Source organism: Streptomyces sp. NPDC038213, from assembly GCF_055600495.1.
In genome coordinates this window covers 289,498-305,351 of the sequence record NZ_JBVJYM010000005.1, presented here as the reverse complement: position 1 = coordinate 305,351, position 15,854 = coordinate 289,498, and the positions used below count along the sequence as shown (strand labels likewise).

The 15,854-nt window shown below is 72.5% G+C and carries 11 protein-coding genes; 5 read left to right on the top strand and 6 right to left on the bottom strand.

The window, feature by feature from the left end; all coding sequences use genetic code 11:
- The first annotated feature begins 91 nt into the window (after positions 1-91).
- Complete coding sequence (locus tag ACZ7JZ_RS10795; protein ID WP_470935987.1) at positions 92-2,332, top strand: SpoIIE family protein phosphatase; 2,241 nt, start codon at positions 92-94, stop codon at positions 2,330-2,332.
- 56 nt (positions 2,333-2,388) lie between these two features.
- Positions 2,389-3,492, top strand: a complete 1,104-nt coding sequence (locus tag ACZ7JZ_RS10790) for an AI-2E family transporter (protein WP_470935983.1) — start codon at positions 2,389-2,391, stop codon at positions 3,490-3,492.
- Positions 3,493-3,603: 111 nt separating this feature from the next.
- On the opposite strand, the gene ACZ7JZ_RS10785 is transcribed toward ACZ7JZ_RS10790, so the two are convergent.
- From ACZ7JZ_RS10785 to ACZ7JZ_RS10775, 3 genes are all read right to left on the bottom strand, one after another.
- Positions 3,604-4,605, bottom strand: a complete 1,002-nt coding sequence (locus ACZ7JZ_RS10785) for a pirin family protein (RefSeq protein ID WP_470935980.1) — start codon at positions 4,603-4,605, stop codon at positions 3,604-3,606.
- Positions 4,606-5,045: 440 nt separating this feature from the next.
- Entirely contained in the window at positions 5,046-6,005 is a 960-nt protein-coding gene (locus ACZ7JZ_RS10780) for an ArsR/SmtB family transcription factor (protein ID WP_470935977.1), read from the bottom strand.
- Between the two features lie 71 nt (positions 6,006-6,076).
- Complete coding sequence (locus ACZ7JZ_RS10775) at positions 6,077-6,541, bottom strand: SseB family protein (protein ID WP_470935974.1); 465 nt, start codon at positions 6,539-6,541, stop codon at positions 6,077-6,079.
- 172 nt (positions 6,542-6,713) lie between these two features.
- Here ACZ7JZ_RS10775 and ACZ7JZ_RS10770 point away from each other — a divergent pair, with 172 nt between their 5' ends.
- The 3 genes from ACZ7JZ_RS10770 (at position 6,714) to ACZ7JZ_RS10760 (ending at position 11,035) form a co-directional block, all read left to right on the top strand.
- On the top strand, positions 6,714-8,540 hold the full coding sequence (locus ACZ7JZ_RS10770) for an acyl-CoA dehydrogenase (protein ID WP_470935971.1): 1,827 nt from the start codon (positions 6,714-6,716) through the stop codon (positions 8,538-8,540).
- Between the two features lie 307 nt (positions 8,541-8,847).
- Positions 8,848-9,648 carry a hypothetical protein gene (locus ACZ7JZ_RS10765; RefSeq protein WP_470935969.1) on the top strand — a complete coding sequence of 267 codons (801 nt, stop codon included), beginning with the start codon at positions 8,848-8,850 and terminating at the stop codon, positions 9,646-9,648.
- Positions 9,649-9,739: 91 nt separating this feature from the next.
- Positions 9,740-11,035, top strand: a complete 1,296-nt coding sequence (locus tag ACZ7JZ_RS10760) for a M18 family aminopeptidase (protein ID WP_470935966.1) — start codon at positions 9,740-9,742, stop codon at positions 11,033-11,035.
- A 47-nt stretch (positions 11,036-11,082) separates the two neighbouring features.
- Here the strand turns inward: ACZ7JZ_RS10760 and ACZ7JZ_RS10755 are convergent, their stop codons facing one another.
- From ACZ7JZ_RS10755 to ACZ7JZ_RS10745, 3 genes are all read right to left on the bottom strand, one after another.
- Positions 11,083-12,939, bottom strand: a complete 1,857-nt coding sequence (locus ACZ7JZ_RS10755; RefSeq protein WP_470935963.1) for an NHL domain-containing thioredoxin family protein — start codon at positions 12,937-12,939, stop codon at positions 11,083-11,085.
- Between the two features lie 335 nt (positions 12,940-13,274).
- Positions 13,275-14,840 carry a recombinase family protein gene (locus ACZ7JZ_RS10750; RefSeq protein WP_470935960.1) on the bottom strand — a complete coding sequence of 522 codons (1,566 nt, stop codon included), beginning with the start codon at positions 14,838-14,840 and terminating at the stop codon, positions 13,275-13,277.
- A 187-nt stretch (positions 14,841-15,027) separates the two neighbouring features.
- Complete coding sequence (locus tag ACZ7JZ_RS10745; protein WP_470935957.1) at positions 15,028-15,843, bottom strand: ATP-grasp domain-containing protein; 816 nt, start codon at positions 15,841-15,843, stop codon at positions 15,028-15,030.
- Positions 15,844-15,854: the final 11 nt, after the last annotated feature.

Sequence of the window (15,854 nt, the reverse complement as noted above, 5' to 3'; positions counted from 1 at the left end):
CTGCCAGGTTACCGCCCGGCCCGTGCCCGGCATGCGGAAGGCCGGACGGCCGGACGGGCAGAGCGGTGCGATGACCTGTAAAGATGAGTCGGTGCGTACCGAGGACGTGCTGGCAGCCATCGCGACGGGGCTGTGGCGCTGGGACAACGCCTCCGGGACGGTCACGCTGGACAGCGAGGCCGCCCGGCTGCTCGGGCTGCCCCCGGAGCCCGTGATCCTGCCGGAGTCCGCCGTGCGGTCCCGGTTCCACCCGGTGGACTGGAACGAGATCAACGCCATCGTGAACCTGGCCGTGGCCGAGGGCACCCTCGCCGAGGCCCGGCTGCGGATCATGGACGAGGACGGCCGGGTGGTCCGCACGGTGCGCAGCCGGTCGAAGCCGGTGCCGCTCGTCGACCGTTCGGACTACGAGCTGATCGGGACGATCCAGGAGATCGCCGAGCCGCAGCCGGGCACCACGGCGGCGCAGACGGCGGTGACGGGCGACTGGCGGCGCTCCCGCGAGGCCTTCCTGCTGGACGCGGGCCGGGCGCTGGCGGAGGCCCGGTCCACGGCCGAGGTGCTGCGGGTCGCGGCCTCCCTGTCGATGCCCGGGTTCAGCCCGGACGGGCTGGCGGTCTTCGGGGTGGACGGGGAGCGGCTGTCGGTGATCGGGCACCACGGGCACGGGCCGGGGGACGAGGGCCCCTTCCTGGACATGCGGGTGGAGACGGACTACCCGGCGGCGGAGGTGGTCCGCACGGGCCGGGCGATCTACCTGCCCGACCCCGGGGAGTACAAGCGGCGCTTCCCGGCGGCCTGGCCGCTCGCCCAGCGCTTCGGGCGGGTGTCGTGGGCCTTCCTGCCGCTGATCGTGGCGGGGCGGACCATGGGCGCGTGGATGGCCGCCTTCAAGCACCCGGTGTCGTTCTCGCCCGACGAGCGCTCGGTGCTGACCACGGTGGCCCGGATGCTGGCGCAGGCCCTCCAGCGCGCGGGGGTCGCCGAGTCGGAGCGGGAGCTGACCACCGGCCTCCAGCGCTCGATGATGCCGACGCTGGGCCCGGAGGTCCCCGGGATGCGGATCGCGGCCCGGTACGTGCCGACGGGCGGCGGGCTCCAGGTCGGCGGGGACTGGTACGACATGATCCCGCTGCCCTCGGGCCGGTTCGCGCTGGTCATCGGGGACGTGCAGGGGCACGACGTACGGGCCGCGGGGCTGATGGGCCAGCTGCGGATCGCCGTGCGGGCGTACGCGTCGGAGGGGCACCGGCCGGACGCGGTGCTCTCGCGGGCCTCGCGGTTCCTGGCCGGGCTGCACTCCTCCGGGGAGGGCTCGGACGGGTTCGACGGCGGGGCGGCGGGCTTCGGGCAGCGCGAGGAGTGGGAGGAGTGGGGGGAGCACGGCGACTTCCACAGTCCGCGGTTCGCGACCTGCCTGTACGTGGAGTGCGATCCGGCGACGGGGACGCTGGAGGTGGCGCGGGCGGGCCATCCCGAGCCGACCGTGCTGATGGCCGACGGGACGGTGCTGATGCGCTCCGCGGCGGGCGGGCTGCCGCTGGGGATCGTGCCCGACACGGACTATCCGACGACCCGGTTCACGCTGGAGCCGGGCGAGACGATGATGCTGTGCACGGACGGGCTGATCGAGACCGGCGGGCACGACCTGGACACCGGCTGGGCGCGGCTGCGGGCGGTGCTGGAGGCCGGCTCGCACTCCTCGGACAGCCTGGAGAAGCTCGCGGACGAGCTGGTGCAGGCGGTCCACGGGCCCTCCTCGCACCACAGCACCGGACCGCTCGCGGACCGGCGCGAGGACGACATAGCGGTGGTGCTGCTGTGCCGGGAGGGGCCGGGCTGCGGCTGCGGGTCCACGGCGGAGCACTCCGCGCGGCCGGTGCGCCGTACGGTCATCACGGTCGCGCAGGCGGAGCCGCAGCGGATCGCGGGCGCCCGGCACCAGGTGCGGGACCTGCTGCACGACTGGGCGGACCCGGACCAGGTGGACTCGGCGGTCCTGCTGGTCTCCGAGATGGTCACCAACGTCCTCATGCACACCGACGGGGACGCCCTGCTGGTCGCGGAGGCGGCCGGGGAGCTGGGGGAGCGCCGGCTGCGGGTGGAGGTGGCGGACTCCAGCGACGAGCTGCCGCACAAGCGGCACCCGGGCGAGACGGCGTCCAGCGGGCGCGGGGTGCTGCTGACGGAGATGCTGGCGGACCGGTGGGGCGTGGACCCGCGCGGCGAGGGCAAGTCGATCTGGTTCGAGCTGCACGAGCGCAGGCCGGGCGGGGAGCCGGGCGGGGGCGGGTCCGGCGGTGGGCCCGCCGGGCGGGGACCGGCCGCGTAACGGGTTGTCCACAGGCTGATCTGATCGGGGCCCATGCGTGGTTGGATGACGCCGTGATGAGTTCCCTGCTTCCCGAACCCGTACGGCGGCTGGCCGCGTGGTGCGCCGTCTTCCTCCTCGTGACCGGGGTGGCCGCGGTGCTCATCTGGCTGTGCATCACGTTCAAGGCCGTGGTGACCCCGGTCCTGCTCGCGGTGCTCGGCACGGCCCTGCTGGGCCCCATGCACCGCCGGCTGATCCGGATGAAGATCAACCGCTCCCTGGCGGCCGCGCTGACCTGCCTCGCGGTGGTCGCGGTGGTCGGCGGGGCGACGTACGTGGTCGTGGGCGCCCTGATCGAGACGGGCGACCAGATCATCGCCTCGGTGCGCAAGGCCGGGGCGGACCTCGCCGAGCACTTCGGCGCGGCCGGGACCTCCCTGGAGGACCTCGCCAAGAACTCGAAGGACCTGCTGTCCAAGTTCGGCGGGACGGCGGCGTCCGGGGTGATCACGGGCCTGAGCGTGGTCGGCCAGATGCTCGGCACGGCCCTGCTCGCCATGATCCTGATCTTCTTCTTCCTGCGCGACTCCGACCGCGCAGCCGGCGGGCTGCGCTCGCTGGCCCCGCAGCGGGCGGGCGACATGACCGAGGCGATGGCCCGGCGCGCCTGGGAGGCCGTCGAGGGCTTCATGCGCGGGACGACCTTCGTCGCCGGCATCGACGCCGTCCTGATCACGGCGGGCCTGCTGGTGCTGAAGGTGCCCGGCGCGGTCGGCCTCGGCGCCCTCGTGTTCGTCACGGCGTACATCCCGTACCTCGGCGCCTTCCTCTCCGGGGCCGTCGCCGTCCTGGTCGCCTTCGCGGACCGGGGCCCCGTGATCGCCCTGTGGGCGCTGGGCGTGGTCCTGGCCGTCCAGGTCATCGAGGGCAACGTGCTCCAGCCCGTCGTCCAGAGCCGCACGGTCCAGATGCACCCGGCCCTGGTCATGGTGGCGATCACGGCGGGCGCCAGCCTCGCCGGCATCCTCGGCATGCTGCTCGCCGTCCCGGTCACGGCCGCCGCCTTCGGCGTCCTGTCGGAACTCCGCGCCCGCTACACCCCCGCCCCGGACTCCCCCGCCTCCCCCGACTCCCCGACGGCCCCGGAACCCCCGGGCCCGGAACCGGCCGCCGCCTGAGCAGACCGCGCAGCGGCAGCCGCAGCTGTACGGGAAGGCCCCCGGGACCCGCGTGGTGCGGGTCCCGGGGGCCTTCGCCGTTCCTGCTGCGCTCCTGCCCGCCTGCGGCTCCTACGACTCCTCGGACTCCGGGGTGCCCGTGCCGCGGTGGCCGAGGCCGGTGCGCTCGGTGGTGGGGATGGTGCCGAGGCGGCCGGCCTGGAAGTCGTCGAAGGCCTGCTGGAGTTCGGCGCGGCTGTTCATCACGAACGGCCCGTAGTGCGCCATCGGCTCGCGGATCGGCCGCCCGCCGAGCAGGACGATCTCGAGGTCGGGCGTGTGCCCGTCCTGCGACTCGTCCGCCCGTACGGTGATCGAACCGCCCTCGCCGAACACGGCCGTCTGCCCGGTCTGCACCGGCCGCCGGTCCGTACCGACCGAGCCGCGCCCGGCCATCACGTACGCGAGGGCGTTGAAGTCCTCGCGCCACGGGAGGGTCAGCTGCGCACCCGGGGTCACGGTGGCGTGGATCATCGTGATCGGGGTGTGGGTGATGCCCGGGCCCTGGTGCCCGTCCAGTTCGCCCGCGATGACGCGCAGCAGCGCGCCGCCGTCGGGGGTGGAGAGCAGGGTGACCCTGCCGCCGCCGATGTCCTGGTAGCGCGGGGGCATCATCTTGTCCTTGGCGGGGAGGTTCACCCACAGCTGGAGGCCGTGGAAGAGCCCGCCGCTCACGACCAGGGCCTCCGGCGGCGCCTCGATGTGCAGGAGCCCGGAGCCGGCGGTCATCCACTGGGTGTCGCCGCCGTTGATGGTCCCGCCGCCGCCGTGGCTGTCCTGGTGGACGAAGGTCCCGTCGATCAGGTAGGTGACGGTCTCGAACCCGCGGTGCGGGTGCCAGGGGGTGCCCTTGGGCTCGCCCGGCGCGTACTCCACCTCCCCCATCTGGTCCATCATGATGAACGGGTCGAGGTACTGGTAGTTGATCCCGGCGAACGCGCGGCGCACCGGGAACCCCTCGCCCTCGAAGCCGCCCGGCGCGGTCGTCACGGCCAGCACCCGGCGCGCGGCGGCGCCCTGGGGCTCGGCCACCCGCGGCAGGGTCAACGGGTTCTCCACGGTCACAGCAGGCATGGTCTGACCTCCTTCTGCTCCGAGTTTAGTTGAAACTCGAACTTCTTGCTACACCCGCAGAACAGTGTGTCCCTCCGGGGCATTCCCGGCAGGCGGAGCGGGCGGGGGGCGCAGGCGGGCGAAGCAGGCGGGCGGAGGCGGGGCGGAGGCAGAGGCAGAGGCAGAGGCGAAGGGGGCGCCACGACGTACGGCCCCGGCCCCGGTGGGGTCCAGGGGCCGGGGCCGCGCTGTGGGGGGGCGGAGCGGGGAAGCTCCCCCGTGGGATCCCCCGTGACTCCCGCAGCTCCCCCGCTGCCGCAATGGTCCGCCCGCCGGGCGGGGCGCCGCGATGCTTTCGGCCCCCGCCGAAACCATCGGCCGGGCGGGGCGCCGAAACCGTCGCCAGGACCGTCCCCCGGACGCGGGACCGGCTCCCGCCCGCCCCGCCCGCCCCGCCCGCCTCAGCCGTGGGCGCGCAGCAGCTCCACGCCGAGTCCGGTGGCCGCGTGCAGGACGGCCTTGCCGTCGCGCTCCGTCGTGACCAGCCCGGCCGCGCGCAGGGTGCGGGCGTGCTCGGAGGCCGAGGGGAGGCTGATGTCGAGGTCCCGGGCCAGCTCGCTGGTGGTCCGCTGCCGCACCAGGCTCTGGAGCACGGCCGCCCGCGTACGGCCCAGCAGGGCGTCCAGCGCCCCCGGCGCCGGGTCCGGGTCGGTCAGCGGGAAGGGGGTCAGCGCCGGGTACAGCAGCACCGGGCGGCCCTGCGGCAGCGCCGCCAGCAGCGGCCGGCCGGTCCAGAAGGCACTGGGCAGCAGCATCAGCCCGCGGCCGTCGAGCCGTACCTCGTAGTCCGGCGGGAGGTCCACCTCGAAGGTGGTGCCCGACCAGCGGGCGGCCGGGTGGGTGCTGGCCAGGGCCGCCCGGATGCCGTGGGCGGCCATCAGCCGGGTCCGCCAGGCCACGTCGGCCCGCAGGGAGCTGCGCAGCCGGGGCAGGGCCGGTTCGACGAGGGTTCCGTACCCGGTGCGCAGGGCCCGGTCCAGGGTCCGCAGGGCCTCCCGGTCCCCGTCCCAGAGCTGCCGCAGCCAGCCGGCCGGGCCCGGGGCGCGGGCCGCGGCCCGTACGAGCTCCCCGGGGGCCAGCCGCGCGGCGGCCTCCCGGACGGCTTCCAGGCCCTCGGCGAAATCGGCGGTGAGCGGCTCCACGAAGGACGGGTTGTCCCCGTCCGGGCGGATCAGGTCGAGGAGGGGGAGGACGGGGGCGGGGAGCCCGCGCGCGGTGCGGCTGCGCCAGCGGGCGAAGACGGCCGCCCGGTCGGTGCGCTGGGCGGCGGTGAGGACCATGGCCAGTTCGACGAAGGGCAGCGGCTCGGCGGCGAAGGACACGTCGAGGAGGTCCTCCGCGCCGAAGTGCACCCGCAGCACGTGCGGCCCCCCTCCCTCGCGGCGCCCGGCGTCCCGCCCGCGGCGGGGTCCGTCCGGCGGGGCGCGTCCCGTCAGCCGTACATCCTCCGCATGGCGAAGTCGACCATCTGCTCCACGGCCTTCGCGTCGAAGACCATCCGGTGGTCGCCCTCCATGTCCAGGACGAAGCCGTAGCCGGTCGGCAGGAGGTCGATCACCTCCGCGCCCGTGATCACGAAGTACTTGGACTCCTTGCCGGCGTACCGGCGCAGCTCCTTCAGGGTGGTGAACATCGGGATCACCGGCTGCTGGGTGTTGTGCAGCGCCAGGAACCCCGGGGTGTCGCCCCGCGGGCAGTAGACCTTGGAGGTCGCGAAGATCTGCTGGAAGTCCTCGGCGGACAGCGACCCGGTCGTGAAGGCCCGGACGGCGTCGGCCAGCGACGGCGGCGAGGGCTCCGGGTACAGCGGCTGCTCGCCGTAGCCGCCCGCCATCTGCGGCGGCGGCTGCGGGGCGTACTGCTGCCCGGCGTTCACGTTCTGGTCGTAGCCGTACATGGGCGACAGACTACCGAGCGGCCCCTGCCGGGAGAGCACGGATTCGGGCCAGGCTTGACGCTGGTCACAGCCGCCGAGGGTTGATTCTTATTACTGACGGGTAGCATCATGAGTACGTTACCGATTGGTACGCACGAGGACCCGCCTCCCGAGCCTTAACGGAGCCGTCGCCATGGGGCACTACAAGTCGAACCTCCGAGACATCGAGTTCAACCTCTTCGAGGTGCTCGGCCGCGACAAGGTGTACGGCACCGGCCCGTTCGCGGAGATGGACACCGAGACCGCCAAGGACATCCTGTCCGAGATCGCCCGCCTCGCGGAGAACGAGCTCGCGGAGTCCTTCGCCGACGCCGACCGCAACCCCCCGGTCTTCGACCCGGAGACCAACACCGCCCCCGTGCCGGCCTCCTTCAAGAAGAGCTACGAAGCCTTCATGGACTCCGAGTACTGGCGCCTGGGCCTGCCCGAGGAGATCGGCGGCACCACCTCGCCCCGCTCCCTCGTGTGGTCCTACGCGGAGCTCCTGCTCGGCTCCAACCCGGCCGTCTGGATGTACTCCTCGGGCCCGGCCTTCGCCGGCGTGCTCTTCGAGGAGGGCAACGAGGCCCAGAAGAAGATCGCCCAGATCGCGGTCGAGAAGCGCTGGGGCTCCACCATGGTCCTCACCGAGCCCGACGCGGGCTCGGACGTCGGCGCCGGCCGCACCAAGGCGGTCCTCCAGGAGGACGGCTCCTGGCACATCGAGGGCGTGAAGCGCTTCATCACCTCCGGCGAGCACGACATGGAGGAGAACATCCTCCACTACGTCCTCGCCCGCCCCGAGGGCCACGGCCCCGGCACCAAGGGCCTGTCGCTCTTCCTCGTCCCGAAGTTCCACTTCGACTGGGAGACCGGCGAGCTGGGCGAGCGCAACGGCGTGTACGCGACGAACGTCGAGCACAAGATGGGCCTCAAGGCCTCCAACACGTGCGAGATGACCTTCGGCGACCAGCACCCCGCCAAGGGCTGGCTGATCGGCGACAAGCACGACGGCATCCGCCAGATGTTCATGATCATCGAGTTCGCCCGCATGATGGTCGGCACGAAGGCCATCGCCACCCTCTCCACCGGCTACCTGAACGCGCTGGAGTACGCCAAGGAGCGCGTGCAGGGCCCCGACCTGGCGAACTTCATGGACAAGTCCGCCCCCAAGGTCACCATCACGCACCACCCCGACGTCCGCCGCTCGCTCATGACGCAGAAGGCGTACGCCGAGGGCATGCGCGCCCTGGTCCTGTACACGGCCACCGTCCAGGACGAGATCGCCGTCAAGCAGGCCGCGGGCGAGGACGCCTCCGCCCTGGTCGGCCTGAACGACCTGCTCCTGCCGATCGTGAAGGGCTACGGCTCCGAGCGGTCGTACGAGCAGCTCGCGCAGTCGCTCCAGACCTTCGGCGGCTCCGGCTACCTGCAGGAGTACCCGGTCGAGCAGTACATCCGCGACGCCAAGATCGACACCCTCTACGAGGGCACCACGGCCATCCAGGGCCAGGACTTCTTCTTCCGGAAGATCGTCCGCGACCAGGGCGCCGCCCTGAACCTGCTCTCCGAGGAGATCAAGAAGTTCCTCGCCGCGGGCGAGGGCGGCGAGGACCTGGCCGGCGCCCGCGACGCGCTGGCCAAGGCCGCCGTCGACCTGGAGGCCATCACCGGCCAGATGATCACCGACCTCACCGCCACCGGCGAGGACGTCAGGAACATCTACAAGGTCGGCCAGAACACCACCCGCCTGCTGATGGCCTCCGGCGACGTGGTCGTCGGCTACCTGCTGCTGCGCGGTGCCGCCGTGGCTTCCTCGAAGCTGGCGGGCGCCTCCGCCAAGGACGCGGCCTTCTACACGGGCAAGATCGCCGCGGCGAAGTTCTTCGCCTCCCAGGTCCTGCCGGGCCTGTCCGTCCAGCGGCAGCTGGCCGAGGCCGTCGACAACACGCTGATGGACCTCGACGAGGCCGCCTTCTAAGAGGCCGCCGACCGGCCCGCCAGGGCCCGCCAGTCCCGTACGGGGCGTCCCGTCCGACGCCCCGTGCGCACGGCCCCCGTACGCACGGCCTGCACACGGGCCCGAGCGGACCGGCCGTCCGGAGCACGGAAGGGGCGGGGAGCCGCAGCCGCGGTTCCCCGCCCCTTTCCCGTACGCCTGCCCGCGCCCGCCCCGCGTCCCTACGCAGGCCCGGGACCTGCCCGTACGCCTGCCCGCAGCCCGCCCGTCCACAGGCCCTGTCCACAGGTTTCCCCCTTTGTCGGCGGTCCGTGGCAGGCTCGTAGGCATGACTCCTCAGGACCGGCAGCACGGCAGGGGGTACTCCGTCCCGACCGGGCGGCCGTACCAGCTCGCCGAGCTCCGCGGAAAGCTCGGCTCCCTCGGCGACCAGGTCCAGGAGCTGTACGACGGCGCGCACCCGACGGAGTTCGAGCCCGTCACCGACGCCCTGTACACCGCCTTCCAGACCGCCGCCGCCCTCGCCCCCGCCAAGAGCTACACCGGCTGCCCCGAGCACCCCAACGGCGCCCTCGACCCCGAGGCCCCCGAGGGCTGGGGCCGCTGCCTGATCTGCAACGACCGGCGCCGCCGCGGACTGCGCGACCAGGGCGTGCGCATCACCGGCGCCGGACCCGCCGCGGGCCAGGGCGCCGCCCTCCCCGCCGCCCCCCGCCGCCTCGGATACCCCGTCCCCGACGGCCCGTACACCCTCGACCTGCTGCGCGGCTTCGTCCGCAAGGTCGGCGAGGACAGCTTCGACCTGGGGGTCACCTCCCCCGGCGAGGCCTTCGTCGGCATCGCCGACGACCTGCACCGCGCCTTCATCGTGGCCCGCGAACTCTCCCGCCCGCGCAACGCCTCCGGCTGCGCCGAGCACCCCGGCGCCCCCATCGACCCCGACGCACCCCCCGGCGAGGCCTGTATCTTCTGCGCCGGACGCAAGAAGCGCGCCCAGCGCTCCCCGGACACGCCCGCGATGCTGCCCCGCATCCGGCGCGGCGAGCGCCGGCAGCTGGGCCGCCGCTTCGACCGTCCGACGGGCCAGGACCGACCGCAGACCCCCGGCACCACCGGGGCAGACGGCTGACCGGCCCGCGAGTCGCACATCACGCGCTGCCGCCAGACCTGCCGACCGCAGGGCGGCGAAGGCCCACACGACCGTCGTTAAGGTGAACCACATGAGCTCTCCCGCCCGCTTCGACCGCGGCCACACCGACGACCTGATGACCTTCCTGGCGGCCAGCCCGTCGCCGTACCACGCGGTGGCCCAAGCGGCCGAGCGCCTGGAGAAGGCCGGGTTCCGGCAGCTGTCGGAGACGGACCCCTGGGACGCGGGCACGGGCGGCAAGTACGTCCTGCGCGGCGGCGCCCTCATCGCCTGGTACGTCCCCGAAGGCGCCGAGGCCCACACGCCGTTCCGCATCGTCGGAGCCCACACCGACTCCCCCAACCTGCGCGTCAAGCCGCTCCCCGACACGGGGGCCCAGGGCTGGCGCCAGATCGCCGTCGAGATCTACGGCGGCACGCTGCTCAACACCTGGCTCGACCGCGACCTCGGCCTCGCCGGCCGGCTCACCCTGCGCGACGGCAGCCACCGCCTGGTCAACATCGACCGCGCCCTGCTGCGCGTCCCGCAGCTCGCCGTGCACCTGGACCGCTCCGCCAACACCGAGGGCCTCAAGCTCGACAAGCAGCGGCACATGCAGCCGATCTGGGGCCTCGGCGAGGTCCAGGAGGGCGACCTGATCGCCTTCCTGGAGGAGGAAGAGGGCCTGCCCCAGGGCGAGGTGGCCGGCTGGGACCTGATGGTCCACTCCATCGAGCCGCCCACCTACCTCGGCCGCGACCGGGAGCTCGTCGCCGGCCCCCGGATGGACAACCTCCTCTCCGTGCACGCGGGTACGGCCGCGCTGGCCGCCGTCGCCACCGGGCGCGGCAAGCTCGACCACATCCCCGTCCTGGCCGCCTTCGACCACGAGGAGAACGGCTCGCAGTCCGACACCGGCGCCGACGGCCCCCTCCTCGGCAATGTGCTGGAACGATCCGTCTTCGCCCGCGGCGGCAGCTACGAGGACCGCGCCCGTGCCTTCGCCGGAACGATCTGCCTGTCCTCCGACACCGGCCACGCCGTGCACCCCAACTACGGCGAGCGGCACGATCCCACGCACCACCCGCGGGCCAACGGCGGCCCCATCCTGAAGGTCAACGTCAACCAGCGGTACGCCACCGACGGCGCCGGCCGCGCCGTGTTCGCCGCGGCCTGCGAGCGGGCCGGGGTGCCGTGGCAGACCTTCGTCTCCAACAACTCCATGCCCTGCGGCACCACGATCGGCCCGATCACCGCCGCGCGGCACGGGATCCACACCGTCGACATCGGCGTCGCGATCCTGTCGATGCACAGCGCCCGCGAACTGTGCGGCGCCGAGGACCCGTACCTCCTGGCGAACGCCCTGGTCGCCTTCCTGGAGGGCTGACGGCCGGCAGGGTCCGGGGGCCCGGCCCCCGGACCCCGGCCCGCCCGTTACCCCTCGTCCAGCCCGGCGAGGACCAGCGGCAGCCGGGCCGCCCCGCCCTCGGTCACCCGCACCGGAACACCCCAGTCCTGCTGGTGCACATGGCAGGCCGGGTACTCGTTCTCCGGGTCGTCGTCACAGGACGCGGCCATCGCGGAGACGTGCAGCACCCCCTCCGCGATCCCGTCCGCCAGGACGAGTTCGCGGAACAGGTCCGTCCCCGCGCCCTCGCCCTGCGCGAGCAGCTCCGGCGGGGTCGAGGAGACCAGCAGCCGGGTCGAGGGGCCGTAACGGGTGTCGAGCTTCTGCCCGTTCGGCGCCTCGAAGACCACGTCCAGCCGCAGCCGGCCCGGGGCCACCTCGGTCGCGGCCCGCTGCGTGCGGTGCGCCACCGAGTCGACCCGCACGGCCTCCTCGGGCAGCCGCAGCCGGGTCAGCCGGTGCCGCGCGGACTCCACGACGAGGATCTCGGCGCTGTCCCCGCCCGCCAGCACGGCGTCGCTGGGCTCGCGCAGATCGGTGGCCAGGGTGGTCACCTCGCCGGTGGCGGGGTCGTAGCGGCGCAGGGCGTGGTTGTACGTGTCGCAGACCGCCACCGAGCCGTCGGGCAGGGCGGTCACACCGAGCGGGTGCTGCAACAGCGCCTGCTCCGCGGCCCCGTCCCGGTGCCCGAAGTCGAACAGCCCGGTCCCGACGGCCGACTTGACGACGTACCCCTCCCCCTCGGCAGCCCGCTCCACCCACCGCAGCGCGCTGGTCTCGGAGTCCGCGATCCACAGCCGGTCCCCGGCGGCCGCGAGCCCCGAGGGCTGCGCGAACCAGGCCTCGGCGGCCGGCCCGTCCACCAGCCCCTCGTTGGTGGTGCCCGCGGCGGCCTCCACGGTCCCGGCCTGCGGGTCGTACGTCCACAGCTGGTGCACCCCGGCCATGGCGATCCACACCCGGCCCTCCCACCAGGCCACGTCCCACGGGGAGGACAGGTCCACCTCCAGCGCGGGCCCGGCGGACGGCGAGCCCTGCCACCACTGCCGGCCGGTCCCGGCGACGGTGGTGACCTCCCCCGTCCCGAGGTCGATGCGGCGCAGCGCGTGGTTGACGGAGTCCGCGACGATCACGCTCCCGTCCGGCAGCAGCGCCAGTCCCTGCGGCTCGCTGAACGCGTCCGGCCCGAACCCGCGCTCCCCGGAACCGATCCGGCGCACGACGCCCTCGCCGTCCTCGGCCAGCTCCACGACCTGGTGCCGGGTGGTGTCCGACACCAGGAAGTTCCCGTTCGCCAGCCGCAGCGCCTTCCCCGGGAACCGCAGGTGCGTGGCCTCCGGCTCGGGGGCCACGTACGGCCCGTCGCCGCGCCGCAGCGTCCCCTTGGCCCCGTGCTCGGCCTCCAGCTCCTCGACGAGCCGCTCGATGGCGTGCGCGTGCCCCTCCCCTGCGTGCTGCGCGACCACGTACCCCTCGGGGTCGATCACGACGAGCGTGGGCCAGGCCCGCACGGCGTACTGCTTCCAGGTCGCGAGCTCGGGGTCGTCGAGCACCGGGTGGTGCACCCCGTACCGCTCCACGGCATCGACGACGGCCTGGTGCTCTGCCTCGTGCACGAACTTGGGCGAGTGCACCCCGACCACCACGACGGTGTCCTTGTGCTTCTCCTCCAGCTCCCGCAGCTCGTCTAGCACGTGCAGGCAGTTAATGCAGCAGAACGTCCAAAAATCCAAGATCAATGTGCGACCCCGGAAGTCGGCGAGCGTCAGATCCTTCCCACCTGTGTTAATCCATCCGCCCTTGCCGATCAGCTCGGGGGCACGGACACGGGCACGCTTGCGGGGTGCGGGCGCAGGGGTGGGCGCCGAGGCAGCATCGTTCATGTTTCAAGCTTGCCATTGGCGCATGAACACCGGATCACGGGCGTACGACACCGTTGTCCTGCGTAGCTACGGGATCCACTCCACCACGGCGACCTCCGTGAATTCTCGGGGGTAGGCCATATGCCCGGTCCGGCCGCAGGAAGGCCTTCAGGCGAGCGGCTTGGACTGTCATCGAACGGACGGAAGCCCCCGCTCCCACCGCCCGCCGGGCGGCTACGGCCTTTGGCAGGCTGAGGTCGGGGCCGGGACGGTGACCACAGCGCAACTTCGTACCGACCCTCGGTCGGCCCAGTGACGGAATAGCGGAATGACGAGGAGGTAATGGACTTCGACCGTCATTCCGTCACTTCGTCACCCGCTGCCTGCTCCCCAGCACCGTCTCTCGTCGCCCAGACGAGCCGGCAGCGCTCGTCGCCGTCGAACCTCACGCCCACCCTGCCTCGCCGGACTTCCACTCGATCGATGGCGAGGCCAAGGCGTTCACGTCTTCCGGCCGTATCGTCGGCCTCCCAAGCTTCACGTAGCAGGCCCGCGTCCAGGAGAGGAGAGATGTCCACGGAAGGGGTCGGCATCCGCAGTAGGTCCGCGTGCAGCCCCTCGATCCGGGTACGGAGTCGTCCTGAGAGCCGGCTGTACCGGTCGATGGCGTCCGCGCCGGTGAACTCGCCACGAACGTACCTGGCCTCCTCCAGGTCCGACAGACGAGCCCCCTCGTCCGCGATCTCCGCCTCGATCGCGTCTCTCTTCGCGAAAACCTCCGGGTCTTCCCTCTGCATCCAGCGATCGGCGATCACGGCGAGCAGCGGGTCCTGGGGCTCCAGGGACGGCAGGCGTGAGAGGAACGCCCGGGTCACGTAGTCGTCAATGCTCTCTACCCTGGCCGAGACGCCGGAGCATCCACGCCCCATCCGGTGGCTGGAGCACTGGTACGACGTACCGGCCTTGCTCATCCGGGCCCCGCAGAGCCCACAGCGCGCTATCCCGGTGAGCAGTGACTTCCCTTGCTTGTGGCCGTGCCGCTTCCCCGCCAGAGGGAAGGTACGCGCTTCAAGCTGGCGGAGGATGAGTTCACGTTCCCCGACCGTGATGATTCCCTCGCCGATACTCACGGTTTCCAGCGTCTCCGGGTCCCGGTAGGGAGAGACCCGGTTCATATACTTGCGTGTCCCGTCCGGCTGCTCCTCGTACTCGGACTGCGGCATGAGACCGGCGAAGGCCGGTGAGCGAAGGAGTTGCATGACGCTGGACGAGTTCCACTCGCCTCCACGGGCGGACTCCACCCCGTGCTCGTTCAGCAGCCGGGCGATGTGGACGAGCGCCTTCCCGGACAGTGCTTCGTCGGCGATCAGGCGGGCGTAGACGGCGGTCTCGGGGTCGTGGACGATCTTCTTCGTCTCCGGGTCCACCAGCAGCCCGTAAGGCGGCTGTCCGCCGATCCACTGGCCCCGCTGGCGTAGGTACCGCTTGGCGTTGCCGACGCGCATCCCGAGGTTGCGGGACTCGTTGCGCGCCAATTCCGCCAGCATCGCGATGGTGACGCGGGCACTGTCGTTCCTCGTATCGAGGCCGTCCATGACGGAGACCAGCCGTCCGCCGGCCCGGCCTATGTCGTCCAGCGCCTTGCCGACCTCGCCGATGCCTTTGCGGGACAGGCGGTCGAGCTTCCAGACGATGAGAACGCCCACGACGCCAGCCGTGGCCGCTGTGATTGCCGCGTCGAACCCCTTGCGGCTGACGTTCTTGTAACCGGAACGTCCACGGTCGATGTGGACCTTGCGGACGGTCAGTCCGTTGCGCTCCGCCCAGGCACGGCAGTCAGCTTCCTGACGGTCAATGGCGGTCTTGCCCTCCCGGTCCAGGGACAGGCGCAAGTACAGGTCGGCCGTGGTGTGTTGGTGCACACACCCAACGCTAGCTAGGAGTGCTCACATTGGTTCAGGAAATCTAGGAATCGAGGATCCTGATCCGCCCTCGCAGGTCGGCGAAGGTGAGCTCCTTCCCCCCGGTGTTGAGCCCCGGGGGCACGGACACGGCTACGGCGGCGGGGTGCAGGGACGGGCGCCGGCCCACAGCACCCTCCCGTGGCCGTCAGCCCAGGAAGTCCCTCAGCGAGGCCGTCAGGGCGGTGGCGAAGGATTCCCGGGTTTCGGTGGGGAGGAGGTCGAGGGAGAGGTAGGGGTTCAGGTCTTCCAGTTCGACCAGGAGGAGCTCGCCCCCGGGGGTGCGGCAGGCGTCCACGCGCTGGATGCCGTGGGAGAGGGTGTTCCAGGCGGCGAAGAGGTGGGCGAAGGCCAGGTCGGCGGGGGTGGGATCGTACGGCTCCAGGGCCCAGCGGCGGGCCGGGTCGGGGGCGTACAGGGCGTACTGGAAGGCGTCGTCCACGAAGTAGAAGGAGACCTCGTGGACGAAGTCGATCCGCGGCTGGATCAGGTGGCCGGCGGGGGCGGTCTCCGGGGTGGTGGTGAAGGCCAGCCCCACCGAGTCGGCGCCCTGCTTGGGCTTGACGGCGTACGAGGCGCTCGGCGGCAGGAGGTGCAGGTCGGCGGGGTCGTCCACGGTGGGGATGACCGGCAGGCCCTCGGCGGTGAGGTCGAGGAGGTACTGCTTGCCTGCCATGTCGGCGCGGCCGGTGAGCGGGTTGTAGACGCGGGTGCCGCGGGCGAGGGCCTCGCGGCGGAAGTCCTCGTAGGCCTGCTGGTAGTGCAGGACGGGCCCGCTGTTGCGGACCAGCACGGCGTCGTAGGAGTCCATCAGGGCCGCGGCGTCCAGCGGGTGGCACAGCGAGAGGGCGAAATCCCCGCGCAGCCGGGTCGACAGGGCGATGTCCTCGTCGCAGTAGCGCCGGCCACGGGCCGGGTAGGCGAGGTCGGTGACGTAGAGGAGCCGAGCGGGGTGCCGTGACATGGTCCCACGCT